Below are 14,078 nucleotides of genomic sequence, written 5' to 3' on the forward strand. Positions count from 1 at the left end.
TTGATGCTGCCGGAGCGTCCTGCCGCCTGCCGGTCAGCCTCTATTACAGGCTGCAAGCCCGCCCTAAACTGGTTCTGCAATCAGCGGCTGCGGACAAGAGGAGAAGGCCATGGCGGTCATCGAGCAGGTGCGCGAAGGAATGCACGTCGTAGCGTCGGACGGGAAGAAAATCGGCAAGGTCGAGGACCTGAAAATGGGTGATCCGGAGGCTGTGACCTCTGACGGCCAAACAGACCCTGAAACGGGAGGCCTCGTCAATACGGCGGTCGATGGGTTTGCCGCGACGTCCAGGTTGCCCCACCACACCGCAGAGAGGCTGCTGCGGATCGGCTATGTCAAAGTCGACAGGTCCGGCTTGTTGGCTGGTCATGTCTACTTCGCATCGGATGAGTTGGACCGGGTCGAGGGCGATACGCTGTGGCTGAAGGAGGGCCGGCACACCGACTAGCCTGGCCCTTCCCACCCCTCGGCACTGCCGCCTGCAGTGACTTTCGGCCCTACCTTTGCGGGAGCCCGCCGGGACACTATTGCCAGTGTGGCAGCACGCGCCGCATGAGGAGCTGAGATGAATACTTCCGGAGCGCCGTTCGCTCGGATACTGGTGGGGGTCGACGGATCGGAGGCTTCCATTGAAGCCCTGCGGCAGGCCCAGCGGCTGGCGGTGCCCCTCGGGGCGAAGGTCCTGGCCAACGCCTACTGGGATTATCCGCAGGTCTACACAGGCTACGTGATGATGGGCATTGGGGGCTTCGAGGAACGCGCCGGGGAAATCCTGGCTGAGGCGGTCAAGACCGCCTTCGGTGACGAAACGCCGTCGAACGTCATTTCCACGCTGGTCCGCGGCCATCCCCGGGAATCACTGATCGAAGCCAGCCGCGACGCGGACATGGTCGTGGTGGGGAGGCGCGGCCACGGCGGCTTTGGCGGGCTGCTGCTTGGCTCAGTCAGTTCCGCCCTGGTGGCCCACGCCCATTGTCCCGTGCTGGTGGTCCACACACCGGAAACCCACACGGCCTCGTCCTAGGCAGGGCAGCTTGGGCCGGCGCACAGCAGGTACAGACCGTTGACAACAATGCGGCAGGGCGGACGACGGCGGGTGGCGGCCGTGGCGGCCGCCCTCGCCCTGCTGGCCCTCGCCATAGTCCTGGCCCTCTTGCTAAGGGCGCCGGGAGGCCCGCCGGCGGCAGGGCCGTCAGGCTCTGCGAGCCCCTCCGCAACCCCGGTGGCGTCAAGCCCCAGCCCCGATGCATCCAGCGCCGTTCCCTCGGCGTCGCAGCCTGCGGAAGCCTCGACAGAACCACCCGAGGCCGGCCAAAATCCCGTCCAGCCGCCGGTTACCGTACCTCCCGTCCCTGTTCCCCCGCCGTCGGAGCCCGTTGCCACCCCTGGCCCGGTTCCGCCCGCAGCTCCCTTTCCGGCCTCGCTCCGTGACCAGGACCTCACGGTCATCCCTCGCGCCGGGCAGGTCGTGGCGCTGACTTTCGACGCGGGAGCCAACGCTGCGGGGCTGCCGAAAATCCTCTCCACCCTGTCCGCAAAAGGGGTTGCCGCCACGTTCTTCCTGACCGGGAACTGGGCAGACACCAATCCCGGAGGGGTGGGGCAGATTGTTTCCGCGGGGCACCGGGTGGCCAACCACTCCATGACCCATCCTGGTTTCACCGGCCTCGACGGTACCGGGATTGCGCAGCAGGTGCGCGGAGCGGAACAGGCCATCCTGGCCGCCGGCGCCGACCCCACGCCGCTGTTCCGCTTTCCCTTCGGGGAACGCGATGCCCGGACCATTGCCGCTGTCAACGACCTTGGCTATGTTGCAGTCCGCTGGACTGTGGACACCCTGGGCTGGAAAGGCACCAGCGGCGGGATCAACACGCAGATCGTTGCCGACCGCACACTGGCTGGCCTGCAGCCGGGCGAAATTGTCCTGATGCACATCGGCTCCAATCCCAACGACGGCACTACCCTGGACGCCGATGCCCTGCCGCAGATCATCGACCGGATCAGCGCCGCGGGGTATGGCTTCGTCACCCTCGACGCGCTGCTGGCCCCGTAGGCAAGGAGGGCCAGACCCATGGCTAAGGCCCGGCAGGCAGGACCCGGAGGCAGAAAATCCGGCCCGGCCGCGAACGGTATGCCTGATCCGGCACACCACGGCCTTCCCCTGCACGAGGTGGTCCTCCTGCTTGGGACAGACCACGTGCGGGGCCTCGCTTCCGCGGAGGTGGCCCGCCGTCAGGAACAGTTCGGTGCCAATGCCCTGCCGCGCTCACGGGGTGCGGGAATTCTCCGGAAACTGGCGCGGCAGTTCAACAATCCGCTGGTTTACGTCCTCCTGGCCGCGGCCGCCGTCACTCTCGCCCTGGGCGAGTACCTGGACTCGGGCGTCATCCTCGCCGTCGTCCTGGTGAACACGGCGATCGGCTTCGTCCAGGAGGTGCGGGCAGAGGCTGCCCTGGATGCGCTGCATTCCCTCGTCCGCACCCGTGCCGTGGTCACAAGGGACGGGCAGAGGCGCGAGGTTCCCTCCGAGGAGCTGGTACCGGGGGACCTCGTGCTGCTCGAAGCCGGCGACAAAGTGCCGGCGGACCTCCGGCTGGTCAGGTTGTCCGGCCTGCGCGCGGATGAGTCAGCGCTGACGGGAGAATCCGACGCAGTCGCCAAGGACGAGGTGGTACTGCCCCCGACCACCCCCGTCGCGGACCGCCGGAACATGGTCTACAGCGGCACCCTGGTGACCGCGGGCAGCGGGGCAGGCGTCGTCGTCGCAATCGGCGGCGAGACGGAACTCGGCGAGATCCATCGGCTCATGGGTGCGGTGCAGCCGGTGGCTACACCGCTGACCCAGAAACTGTCACGCTTCAGCATGACGCTGACGGTGGCCATCCTTGCCCTGGCCGCCGTGGCTTTCCTTGCCGGCGTGGCACGCGGCCAGGAGCCCGCGCAGATGTTCACCGCCGCCGTCGCACTGGCTGTGGGGGCGATTCCTGAAGGCCTGCCGGCAGCGGTCACTGTAACCCTCGCCATCGGTGTCCGCCGCATGGCCCGGCGCCGCGCCGTGGTCCGGCGGTTGCCGGTGGTTGAGACGTTGGGCAGCACCACCGTTATCTGTTCGGACAAGACCGGCACCTTTACGGAAAACCAGATGACGGTGCGTGCGCTCTGGACACCGTCCGCAACGTACGAGGTGACAGGTTCCGGTTACGGCCCGGAGGGGCACGTCTTCCGTGCCGGGGCCGGCGTCCGGGCGGCCGGAACCGCCACGGACCGGACGACGGCGGCGGCGCAGGACGAGGCGCTGTACTGGTCCCTTCTGGCGGGAGGCGCCTGCAATGACGCCAGGATCATCAGGGAGGGACAGCACTGGCAGGCCCGGGGGGACCCCACGGAGGCGGCCATGGTGGTGGCGGCAGGGAAGGGCGGCGTGGAGGCCGGGGAGTTCCTTTCCTCCCATCCGCGGACCGGCACGCTGCCGTTCGCCTCGGAGCACCAATACATGGCAACCCTCCACACCTCCGCCTTCCCGGACGGCAGGGGCACGGGGTCCGGCATTGTGCTGGTCAAGGGCGCGGTGGAACGCGTGCTGGAGCTGTGCGCGGGGCAGATGGATCGCCAGGGCCGCACCATGCCGCTGGCCAGGCAGTCAGTACTCGATGAGGCCCACCGGTTCGCCGGCACCGGGCTGAGGGTGCTTGCCACGGCGATGATGCGCCTTCCTGCCGGCGGCGCCCTGGCCGAGTCAAGCCTGCACGGGCAGCTGACGCTGACGGGACTGCAGGCCATGTTCGATCCGCCGCGGGAGGCAGCGGCGGCATCGGTGCAGGCCTGCCACCAGGCGGGCGTGGCAGTGAAAATGATCACCGGAGACCACGTGGGAACAGCCGCCACCATTGCCAGGGCGGTGGGCCTGACCGCGGACCGGGCGGACGGGACGGCACTGACCGGAACTGAACTTGACGCGATACCCGCGGACGGACTGCCCGACGCCGTCGAGCGGGCAACGGTCTTCGCACGGGTGTCCCCCGAACAGAAGCTTCGCCTGATCGGCGCCCTGCAGTCCCGGGGAAACGTCGTCGCCATGACAGGCGATGGCGTCAACGACGCACCGGCCCTGAGGCAGGCGAACGTGGGCATAGCCATGGGGCGCTCTGGAACGGAAGTGGCCAAGGAGGCCTCGGACATCGTCCTCACCGACGACGACTTTGCCACCATTGAGGCTGCCGTTGAGGAAGGCCGGAACGTCTTCGACAACCTGACCAAGTTCATCGTCTGGACCTTGCCCACGAACATGGGGGAAGGCCTGGTGATCCTGGTGGCAATCCTGATCGGGGCAACGCTCCCCGTCCTGCCCACCCAGATTCTGTGGATCAACATGACCACCGCTGTGGCCCTGGGCCTGATGCTTGCCTTCGAGCCGAAGGAACCGGGCCTTATGTCCCGCCCGCCACGGGCCCCCGGCCGACCGCTGCTGACCTGGACACTTACCCTTCGGATCCTGCTGGTCTCCACCCTCCTCGTGGCAGGCACCTGGTGGATCTTCGAACTTGAGCTCGCTGGCGGCGCGTCCCTCGCGGAAGCCCGGACGGCGGCCGTCAACCTTTTTGTTGCGGTGGAACTGTTCTACCTGTTCAGCTGCCGTTCCCTCACCAGGTCGGTCTGGCGAATCGGCTTCTTCAGCAACCGCTGGGTCATCCTTGGCGTCCTGGTCCAGGCAGCCGGCCAACTGGCCATCACGTACCTGCCGCTGATGAACGAGCTTTTCCATACGGCCCCGATCACGGCGGAAGCCTGGCTGCGGATCCTGGGCATCGCACTGCTCGCGTCCCTGGTTGTGGCAGTGGAAAAGCGCTTCCGGCGCCGTGAGTTCTAGGGGCCGTTCAACGATGCGGCGAACGCCCGGCCCGCCGTGCCTTACGTCTTCGGCAGGAGCCGGACCATCACCAACCCGGTGACCGCGGCCATGGCCACCGCCATCAGGACGGCGGCCCCGGCTCCTATGGCGGCAACCAGCCACACATCCTGGCCGGGCTGCCACAGCGGCGTGGCCACCGCCATGAAGACGCCCAGTCCTGCCGTCCACGCGGCGGCGCTTCCTGCCACCCACCGCCAGGCCCGCGGAACGTGGTGCCGCAGCTCAAACCACTGCGCAAGGCCGATCGAAACCAGGATGACCACTGCCGCCACGGCTCCCGTAGCGGCCTGGGCGGGTGCGGGCCAGCCCTGCCAGCCTTCGTTGCTGAAGGTCAGCAGTGCCACGGTCCAGGCAACCACCGCCGCGGCGGCCGTCAGCAGGACCCACCGCAGAACCGATACGCCGGGCAGCGTTGTCCTGAGCACCCGCACCTGGAACCACCCCAGGACCGCTCCTTCAACGAGGCCGGCCAGCACCAGCAGCGGAACCGCCGCCGCGGGCCCCAAGGCAACCGGGACGGACTGGGCGAGTACTGGGGCAAGGAATCCCAGGCTCTCGCCGAGGCTCACCCAGCCCACCCAGCGGGCGAAGAAAGTGTTTCTGCGCGTCACAACGGGCCCCTTAGCCACCGGTCACAGTCCTCCTTCCGGTGTCTTCCCCAGAGTGGGACGGGCAGCCGCGGAACACCAGTGCCAAAGGCCCTGCGGTGGCACTGGAGCCGGCCTGTCCGCCTTGGTAGCTTCAATGCATGGCCATCAAACTTGAGAACGTCGGTATCGCGGTTCGCGACCTCGAAGCGGCCATCGCCTTTTTCACCGACCTCGGGCTGATACTCGTCGGCCGTGACACTGTCAGCGGCGAGTGGGCCGACACTGCCGTGGGGCTTGATGGCAACCATGCCAGGATTGCGCTGCTCCAGACCCCGGACGGCCGGGGTCAACTTGAGCTCTTCGAATACATCCACCCCGAAGCGATCGAGTCGAATCCGACCCGTCCAAACGACATCGGCATGCACCGTGTGGCCTTCTCGGTCGACGACATCGACAAAGCCCTCGAAACAGCTGCGAGGCACGGATGCCATCCGCTCCGCGGCGTGGCGACCTACGGCGATGCCTACAAACTCACGTACCTCCGCGGTCCCAGCGGAATCCTCCTGATGCTCGCCGAGAAACTGAATAACGACTGACACCCTGACCGGGACCAATGGCTCTGCCTGCGGCCTGCGCCTGCTGCCCATAGTTAATGGCAGGCAAGCGTCGGTCCATTACCAGCAGTCCGCAGCCAACAGCCGGCATATGAGTTAGGGAGAGAACCATGAAGCACCCCAAGGACGCCGCCGCCGAGACCCAGGCGCTCCAGGCCGTCGAACAGCATCACGCGAACATGCTCGGGCAGCTCAAGGGGCTGGTGGCCCTGCTGATGGAAGCGGTTGAGGCAGGCGACACGGAAGCCGAACGAACAGCACATGCAACGCTGTTGGACTGGTGCGACAACGAGCTTATTCCCCACGCCCTGGCAGAAGAGGGGCCCCTGTACAGTGGACCCCGCGACACCCCGGAGGGGCGGCTCCTGGTGGAGGGAATGCTGGCCGAGCACCGCGTCATCGTGGACCTGGTGGAGGAACTTCGCACGTCCAAGGGACTGTCCGCGGCAGTTGCCGGCGCTGCCATCCAGCGGATGTTTGCCATGCACCTGGAGAAGGAAAACCGCCTCCTGATGCCCTTCGTTGCCGGCTCCCCTGCGCTTTCCCTTGCCGCAGCGGTCAAGGGACTCCACGAATTGACCGGGGAAGGCAGCGGGCACCACGCGGAAACGCACGACGGCGGCGCGCACCAGCGGTGACCTGCCCGGCGTCCCTATTTTCCGCCGTCGGCTCCTCTCGCGCGGGCGCGTTCTTCGTCCGGGGCATGGACTACCAGGACAGGGCAATGGGCGTGGCTGACGCACGCAGAACTGACCGAGCCCGGCACAAAGCCGCTGTGCCCCCGCCGCCCAACGATGAGGAGTGAGGCGCTGCGGCTCCCCTCAACCAGGAGCTCGCCGGGTTTTCCACGCATCAGCCGGGTATGGACATATGACGGCCGCTCCGGGCCGAACGCAGCTGTGAGCGCCTGCTCCAGCGACTGCTCCGCAGCGTACTGAAAACCTTCAATACCCACTACCAGGTAGAGCCCGAAGCCGGCCGGAACATCCCAGCATGCCCAAGCCTCCACCGTTGCTTCGAGCGGCCCGGCCAGGGTTGCGGCCGTCCGGAGGGCGGAAACAGAGGCGTCGGAACCGTCCACGCCCACAATTATTTTGGGGTGCCGTTCGGGGGCATCCATGATGCGGGCTCCATTCTCTTTGGCCTGTTCCAAGACTGGAGAAGGTGCGGGCCTGCGGGATAGGGCCTAAAGTCACAGGGGGATGCCGGCCGGCAGCAGGACCGGCCGGCCCGGCACAGTCGCGGCCACAGGGTGCGTTGTATGACCACGACTCCAGACTTTGGTCCCTTCCAGCCGATCTGTGGGCAAGGAAGAATAGTCCTAGGCCCTTGGCAGGGCTGCCTCACACAGCAGTGAGTTTTGGTCCTTATGAAAACGGGAGCGGTTGGGTGCAAATGCATGAGTCAGGTCCGGAAGGGACTGCAGGTCTCCGCGGGCCCCTGCGCGTTTTTATCCTCGACGACCATGAACTCGTCAGGCAGGGACTGAAGGACCTGTTGGAGGGTGAGGGGTTTGTGGTGGTCGGCGAAAGCGGATCGGCGGCGGAAGCCACCCGGCGCATCCCGGCATTGCAGCCGGATATTGCGATCCTGGACGGTCGGCTTCCCGACGGCACCGGCATCGAGGTCTGCAGGGACGTGCGCTCGTTCGACCCCCGCCTGCACTGCCTGATCCTGACCAGCTACGACGACGAGCAGGCCATCCGCGGGGCTGTCCTGGCAGGCGCGTCCGGGTACATCCTCAAGCAGATCAGGAGTGACGACCTGCTTCAGGGCATCCGCAAGGCCGCCATGGGCGAATCGCTGTTCGAGCCCGGAGTCAAGGAGCGGATTATCGCCGGCCTTTCCAAAGTCCCGACAGACCCGCGGTTGGACGCGCTCAGTGCGCAGGAGAAGAAGGTACTGGCGCTGATCGGGCAAGGACTGACGAACCGCCAGATCGGTGAGGAACTTTTCCTGGCGGAGAAAACCGTGAAGAACTACGTTTCTTCCATCCTGGCGAAATTGGGGTTCGAAAGGCGGACCCAGGCAGCCGTCTACGTCACCCGGAATGCACAGGACGCCCAGTAACCCTGTGCACGGCGGTGTACAACATTCAGTCGTTTTCGGCGCAGATCATTGGCGGTGGACGGACCAGGTTATCCGGGTGCCTTCCCCCGGGGCACTTTTAATAAGGCAGGTGCCGCCCAGCAGCTCTGCGCGGTGCCGCATGTTCGCGAGGCCGCTGGCCTTGGCAGGCTCGCCAAAACCGCAGCCGTCGTCCGTGAGCACCAGTTCAACCTGTTTTTGGGTGACGGAAACGGTGACGCGGATTTCCTCGGCGCCCGAGTGCCTGGCCGCATTGCTCAGTCCTTCCGAGAGGACGGACAGCAGGTGGCCGGCGATATTCTCCCTGACAGCATCGTCCACGGGCCCGGCGAAGGCGACTTTCGGTGCCACGGCATAGCTCCGGGATGTCTCCTGCACCACCTTCAGGATGCGGCCCGTGAGCGGTTCACGCTCTTGCTCGCCCGTGCGGAGGGAGTAGATCGTGTCCCTCAACTTCCTGATGGTGTCGTCGAGCTCGGACGTGACGACCGCGATCCGCTCATGGGCGACAGGATCCAGGGTGTAGCGGCGGAGGCTCTGGATGCTCAACCCGGAAGCAAACAGCCTCTGGATAACGAGATCGTGCAGGTCACGGGCAATCCGCTCCCGGTCGGTGAACAGCAGGTTCTGTTCGCGCAAGGCATGGACGCGGGCCAGGTCAAGTGCCAGCCCGATCCTGCTGCCGAAAAGCGAGCTGGACTCAATTTCGGCCTGGTTATAGGCAGCCGCGCCCACCGGACGCGCAAGCAGCAGCACGCCATTTGTACTGTTGCTGTGGCCCAGGGGGCACACCAGGACCGAACCCAGCTTTTCAACGACCTCGTCATCAAATACCAGGCGGGGGTCCCGCGCCACAAGCGACTCCCCTGTTTCAATGACCCGGGAAACCTCGTCCGACCCGGTAATTTCCTGCCCCGCCTGCAGGCCCTGCACCCCCAGGGATGCCCTGCATCTTAGGGCGCCGTCACCAGCGGGAACGGCAATCACGGCCAGCGCTGAATCCGACACCCTCAATGCGGTTTCGGCAACGAGATCGAGGTTGTCCTCAGTTTCGGGGTGCGGGGTCATGATCAGCCGGCTGCTCAGCTCCATGCCCGCCTCCAGCCATTTCTGGCGCCGCTTGCTGTCTTCGAAAAGGCGGGCATTCTGGATGGCCACACCGGCAGCAGCAGCCAAAGCGACGGCGAGGTCCTCATCCTCCGGCGTGAAGTCCTGGCCGCCGTCCTTTTCCGTCAAGTAAAGATTCCCGAACACTTCGTCCCTCACGCGCACGGGTACGCCAAGGAAAGTCTTCATTGGCGGGTGGTTCCTGGGAAAACCTGACGCTATGGGGTGCTGGCCGAGGTCGTGCAGCCGCAGGGGCCGCGGCTCGCGGATCAACAGTCCCAGGACGCCATGCCCTGTCGGCAGGTCCCCGATGGACCCGATCGCGTCGTCGTTAATTCCCACAGTGATGAAATGGCTAAGGCTGCGGTCCTCGGCAATGACCCCCAGCGCACCGTACCTGGCGCCGACAAGTTCGCAGGCCGACCGCACCAGTCGGTCCAGCACGGCTTCCAGGCTCAGATCCTCGGCCAGGGCCACCACGGAAGCCAGGAGGCCGTTCATCCGTTCCTGGGTCTGCAGCAATTCGTCCGCACGGGCAACAAAATCCCGCAGGAGGTCTTCTGCCCTTTCCTTCATAGGAGAGCGCCACGGCTCAGTGCTCACGTCCGACCTCCTGTGACAGTTACCCGCGACGCTGCGGGCCCAGCAGCACTTCAATCGTCCGGGCCGGTTTGCTCCCCCGGAAAGGTCACCTTTGCCTGAGCACGAAGGCATACCTTGGGGCCAGTTTAGAAGAAAAAGTCAAGGCCTGAAATGCCCTAATTGAAACGCTTAGCAATGCCCGCAGACTGCCACGAAATGCTGCGGGACCTTCTTCCCTAGCCGGGTGGGATTCCCCGCCTTAGGCTACGGCCATGGATACAGCTGCGACAGAACCGGAAGCCGAAAGCCTGGGCGTACATGATTGCTGGAGATACCTTCGGTCCACCTCCCTTTGCCGAATGGCCTTCACCCGTGGCAACACGGTGGAAATCTTCCCGGTGAACTACGTGCCCAGCAACGGAACACTGCTGATCCGGACGGGAGAAGGCACGAAATTGGATGCAGTGGCGGAACGCAGGGTGGTGGCGCTGGAGGCCGACGGCCTGAACCAGTACGGCACCATCGCCTGGAGCGTCGTGGTGAAGGGCCACGCTGTGGTCGTTACCGACGCCGAGGAATTCCAGGACGCCGCCGACGCGGGGCTCTCGCCGTGGCAGGCGGGACCAAAGAACAGCCTTATCCGCGTTACACCCGAGGAGATCACCGGGCGGCGATTCGTGATCGCCCCGCCTACCCGGTGGTGGGCCCCGCAGGAGCCGGGCGACAGGGCCTGAGGCACATCTTCACCGCCGCACTGAGAGAACCAAGGAAGGTAAACCCATGGACGCAAGCAAGCCCATCGCCGTCGGCATCATCGACTCCTCCCCCTCGAACGCCGCCCTGCTGTGGGCGGCCGCCCGTGCCCGCCGGCTCAGGCTGCCGCTGGCCATCCTTCATGTCCTGGATGACCGCTGGATGGCAGGCGAGGCGCTCGATGCGCTCCCCTATATCGACGCCCTGCGGAACTCCGCGCTCGGCATGCTGAAGGAGGCCGGGGAACGCGTCCGCGCAGCAGAACCTGACCTTCAGGTAACAACTGAACTGCTGGAAGGAAGCGTCGGGGGATCCCTTGGCGACTATTCAACGAAAGCATCCATGCTGGTCCTGGGCAGCAGCGGCCACTCTCGCGCTGCACTGACGGACCGGGCGCTCCAGGCGGCTGCCCACGCAGAATGTCCGGTGGCGGTCATCGGCGCAGGCCACGGCGGCGGGCAAGGCGTCGTGGTGGGCGTGGACGGATCAAGGGAGTCCACCCAAGCCGTGGCCTTCGCGGCATCCGAGGCTGACGCACTGGGCGAAGAACTTACCGTCATCTATGCCTTCACCGGCCCCAACCGCTGGATCAAGGCAGGGCTGCCGTCCAGCAGTTTCGCGGAGCACGTGATGCAAGAGGAACAGATCGTCCTGTCAGAGACCGTGGCGGGGCTCCGCCAGGACTACCCCGGCCTCGTGGTGCACGGAGTCCTCGAAACCGTCCTGGAACCTGCCGACGCCCTGGTCCAGGCAGCTGCCAACGCACGGATGCTGGTTCTGGGCAGCCGGGGCAGGGGCGGCTTTGGAAGGCTGCTCCTCGGATCGACGGCGCACGGCGTCCTCACCCAGCCACCCTGCCCCACTGTGATCACACGGCTGAAGAAGACCCGGCATGAGTAATGACGGACGGAACCTGCTGACGGCGTGATGTATGAAGCCGGGGAAAGCCTCGAACACCACCCGTCCTCAAGCATGCCCGGGGGCCGGCGGTGGCACGATGGCCTCACCTCGGCTGATGTCCTGGAACGCACCAGTGCCGGACGCATCAACCGCGTCCCGGGAACAACAAGCCGCAGCCTCTGGGAAATCGTCCGGGCGAATGTCCTGACCCTTTTCAACGGCATCGTGGCGGGGTGCTTCATCCTGCTGTTGGTGCTGGACCAGTGGCGGGACGCGCTCTTTGGCTTTTCGGCCCTTGGTAACTCACTGATCGGAATCGTCCAGGAATACCGCGCGAAGAAATCCCTTGACCGGTTAGCCATTCTCCACGCGGCGGAGAGCAAGGTTGTGCGGGACGGCAGGCCCCAACGGATCCCTGCGGACGCCCTGGTTCCGGACGACATCGTCCTGCTCAGCGCCGGGGAACAGGTAAGCGCGGACCTGCGCCTCCTGGACGGAGGGTACGTGGAGGTGGACGAGTCCTTCCTGACCGGAGAATCCGAACCCGTGTCCAAGGCTCCCGGAGCGGTGCTCCTGTCCGGGTCGCTGATCATGGCCGGCAGTGGCCGGGCAGCGGTGTTCCGGGCAGGACCGGACACGTTCGCCTACAAACTTACGGCTGAGGCCAAGCGGTTCTCCCTGGTCACGTCCGAGATCCGCTCGGGCCTGGACAAAGTCCTCCGCGTCATTACGTGGCTGCTCCTGCCCACCGCAGCACTCGTGGCCAACGCCCAGATCCAGAATGCCGGCGGCTGGGAGGACGCCCTCAGTTCCGGGCGCTGGATACCCGGGACCTTGGGCCTGGTGGCCAGCATCATCTCCATGATTCCGCTCGGCCTGGTCCTGCTCACCAGCGTTGCGTTTGCCGTGGGCGGGGTCCGGCTTGCCGGCCACATGGTCCTGGTGCAGGAGCTGGCGGCCGTTGAGGTCCTGGCGAGGGTCGACGTCCTGTGCCTGGACAAGACGGGCACCCTGTCCTCCGGTTCCATCAAATTCGACGCCGTGCACGACGCCGGCACACCGCCGGCGGAGGGGTGGCGGAGGGCCCTGGAGTGGTTCGGCGCAAACGAGGAAGCCAGCACGACGGCCAAGTCCATCGGCGCCGCTTTTCCGGCGGGCGACCTCCTGGCGGCGGCCGCGTCCGTGCCGTTCACTTCCGCCCGGAAGTGGAGCGCAGTGACGTTCCCGCCCGGATCCGGGGCTCCCGGAACCTGGGTGTTGGGAGCTCCTGACGCTGTCCTTGCGGGATCCTCCCGGCGTGCCGGGGCCCACCGGCTCGCCGCGGCACTGGCCTCCACCGGGCTGCGGACCCTGGCACTCGCCCACATGCCGGGCTCCCTGCCCGGTTCCGTGCCCGAATCGGGCGAAAGCGGCCGGCTGCCCCCCGAACTTGTTCCGGTGGTGCTGTTGACCTTCCGTGAGGACATCCGGAAGGACGCACACAAGACCCTCGCATACTTCCGGCAGCAGGGGGTGGCCGTGAAGATCATTTCCGGGGACGATCCGCGCACCGTTGCCGTCCTGGCGCGCGAAGTGGGGTTTGGACAGGGTGCGGCCTATGACGCGCGAAACCTGCCCGCCGACCCCCTCCTGCTGGAAAAGACCATGGAGGACCACCACGTGTTCGGCAGCGTCACCCCTGCCCAGAAGCGGGACATGGTCCAGGCCCTGAAGCGGCGCGGGCACACGGTGGCAATGACCGGAGACGGCGTCAATGATGTGCTTGCGCTGAAGGATGCGGACCTGGGCATCGCCATGGACACGGCATCACCGGCCACCAAGGCCGTGGCACGGCTTGTCCTTTTGGACGGGCGCTTCGACAGGTTGCCCGCGGTCGTGGCGGAGGGCCGCCGCGCCATCAGCAACATCGAGCGGGTCTCCATGGTGTTCCTCAGCAAGACCGTGTACATAACCCTTATCTCGTTGGCTTTCGCCCTGCTGTTGCTGCCCTTCCCGTTCCTTCCGCGCCAGCTTTCCGTACTGGACGGACTGACCATCGGCCTGCCCGCATTCTTCCTGGCCCTCCAGCCCAGTGCACAGCGCTATGCACCTGGTTTCCTGAAACGCTCCCTGGCCTTCTCGGTACCGGCCGGTATGTGCGCCGCGCTGTGCGTGCTGGCGGTCGCCGCCTACGCGCGGCTGGGCGGCCAGCACGGCACCGGGGCGGTACAGTCTGCCACCATCATCAGCCTCGCCCTGATCGCGGCATGGATCCTGGTGATGGCATCCCGGCCGTTGAACTGGATCAAAACCCTCATTTTGGCCGGCATGTACGGCGGCCTGGTCCTCTTGTTCACCGTCCCTCCGGTCAAGGATTTCTTCAGGCTCGACTGGCCGCCCCCGGACCTGCTGGCGGCCTCCGTCATAGTGGCCCTGGCAGGAAGCCTGGCTATCGAAGGAATCGGCCGTTTTCAACGGCGCCTGGCCGGCGGCCAAGGAATGGCTGGCGGAAAATGACTTTCGGCTCTGGCCGGGCTGCGCCGGCCGTGCCACAGT

At 66.1% G+C, this 14,078-nt stretch carries 13 protein-coding genes; 10 read left to right on the forward strand and 3 right to left on the reverse strand.

Annotated features, from left to right (window positions below; all coding sequences use genetic code 11):
• Nucleotides 1-109: 109 nt before the first annotated feature.
• The 4 genes from SMD14_RS11045 (at nt 110) to SMD14_RS11060 (ending at nt 4,867) form a co-directional block, all read left to right on the forward strand.
• Nucleotides 110-448 (forward strand): hypothetical protein, encoded by a 339-nt coding sequence (locus SMD14_RS11045; RefSeq protein WP_321213658.1) that lies wholly within the window; start codon nt 110-112, stop codon nt 446-448.
• A gap of 117 nt (nt 449-565) precedes the next feature.
• Complete coding sequence (locus SMD14_RS11050; protein WP_321213659.1) at nt 566-1,024, forward strand: universal stress protein; 459 nt, start codon at nt 566-568, stop codon at nt 1,022-1,024.
• 48 nt (nt 1,025-1,072) lie between these two features.
• Nucleotides 1,073-2,053 carry a polysaccharide deacetylase family protein gene (locus tag SMD14_RS11055; protein WP_321216257.1) on the forward strand — a complete coding sequence of 327 codons (981 nt, stop codon included), beginning with the start codon at nt 1,073-1,075 and terminating at the stop codon, nt 2,051-2,053.
• A gap of 18 nt (nt 2,054-2,071) precedes the next feature.
• On the forward strand, nt 2,072-4,867 hold the full coding sequence (locus SMD14_RS11060) for an HAD-IC family P-type ATPase (RefSeq protein WP_321213660.1): 2,796 nt from the start codon (nt 2,072-2,074) through the stop codon (nt 4,865-4,867).
• A gap of 41 nt (nt 4,868-4,908) precedes the next feature.
• On the opposite strand, the gene SMD14_RS11065 is transcribed toward SMD14_RS11060, so the two are convergent.
• Nucleotides 4,909-5,520 carry a hypothetical protein gene (locus tag SMD14_RS11065; protein ID WP_321213661.1) on the reverse strand — a complete coding sequence of 204 codons (612 nt, stop codon included), beginning with the start codon at nt 5,518-5,520 and terminating at the stop codon, nt 4,909-4,911.
• Nucleotides 5,521-5,657: 137 nt separating this feature from the next.
• Between SMD14_RS11065 and SMD14_RS11070 the strand changes: the two genes are divergently transcribed.
• Together SMD14_RS11070 and SMD14_RS11075 are read left to right on the forward strand one after the other, a co-directional pair.
• Nucleotides 5,658-6,095 (forward strand): VOC family protein, encoded by a 438-nt coding sequence (locus SMD14_RS11070; protein WP_321213662.1) that lies wholly within the window; start codon nt 5,658-5,660, stop codon nt 6,093-6,095.
• A gap of 128 nt (nt 6,096-6,223) precedes the next feature.
• Nucleotides 6,224-6,751 (forward strand): hemerythrin domain-containing protein, encoded by a 528-nt coding sequence (locus SMD14_RS11075; RefSeq protein WP_321213663.1) that lies wholly within the window; start codon nt 6,224-6,226, stop codon nt 6,749-6,751.
• Nucleotides 6,752-6,765: 14 nt separating this feature from the next.
• Here the strand turns inward: SMD14_RS11075 and SMD14_RS11080 are convergent, their stop codons facing one another.
• Complete coding sequence (locus SMD14_RS11080; RefSeq protein ID WP_321213664.1) at nt 6,766-7,233, reverse strand: universal stress protein; 468 nt, start codon at nt 7,231-7,233, stop codon at nt 6,766-6,768.
• A gap of 275 nt (nt 7,234-7,508) precedes the next feature.
• Here SMD14_RS11080 and SMD14_RS11085 point away from each other — a divergent pair, with 275 nt between their 5' ends.
• Nucleotides 7,509-8,183, forward strand: a complete 675-nt coding sequence (locus SMD14_RS11085; RefSeq protein WP_321213665.1) for a response regulator transcription factor — start codon at nt 7,509-7,511, stop codon at nt 8,181-8,183.
• A 45-nt stretch (nt 8,184-8,228) separates the two neighbouring features.
• On the opposite strand, the gene SMD14_RS11090 is transcribed toward SMD14_RS11085, so the two are convergent.
• The gene (locus tag SMD14_RS11090; protein ID WP_321216258.1) at nt 8,229-9,884 is read right to left on the reverse strand and encodes a GAF domain-containing protein; all 1,656 of its coding nucleotides are present in this window, start codon (nt 9,882-9,884) and stop codon (nt 8,229-8,231) included.
• 278 nt (nt 9,885-10,162) lie between these two features.
• On the opposite strand from SMD14_RS11090, the gene SMD14_RS11095 reads away from it, so the two are divergent.
• The 3 genes from SMD14_RS11095 to SMD14_RS11105 are packed head-to-tail and all read left to right on the forward strand — an operon-like array spanning nt 10,163 to nt 14,039.
• A complete protein-coding gene (locus SMD14_RS11095; protein ID WP_157242020.1) occupies nt 10,163-10,624 on the forward strand; it encodes a pyridoxamine 5'-phosphate oxidase family protein in 462 nt (153 codons plus the stop codon).
• A 46-nt stretch (nt 10,625-10,670) separates the two neighbouring features.
• Nucleotides 10,671-11,543, forward strand: coding sequence for a universal stress protein (locus SMD14_RS11100; protein ID WP_157242019.1), 873 nt, complete (start codon nt 10,671-10,673; stop codon nt 11,541-11,543).
• 27 nt (nt 11,544-11,570) lie between these two features.
• On the forward strand, nt 11,571-14,039 hold the full coding sequence (locus SMD14_RS11105) for an HAD-IC family P-type ATPase (RefSeq protein ID WP_321216259.1): 2,469 nt from the start codon (nt 11,571-11,573) through the stop codon (nt 14,037-14,039).
• Nucleotides 14,040-14,078 lie beyond the last annotated feature (39 nt).

The sequence above is a fragment of the Pseudarthrobacter oxydans genome (assembly GCF_034258515.1).
GTDB lineage: Bacteria > Actinomycetota > Actinomycetes > Actinomycetales > Micrococcaceae > Arthrobacter.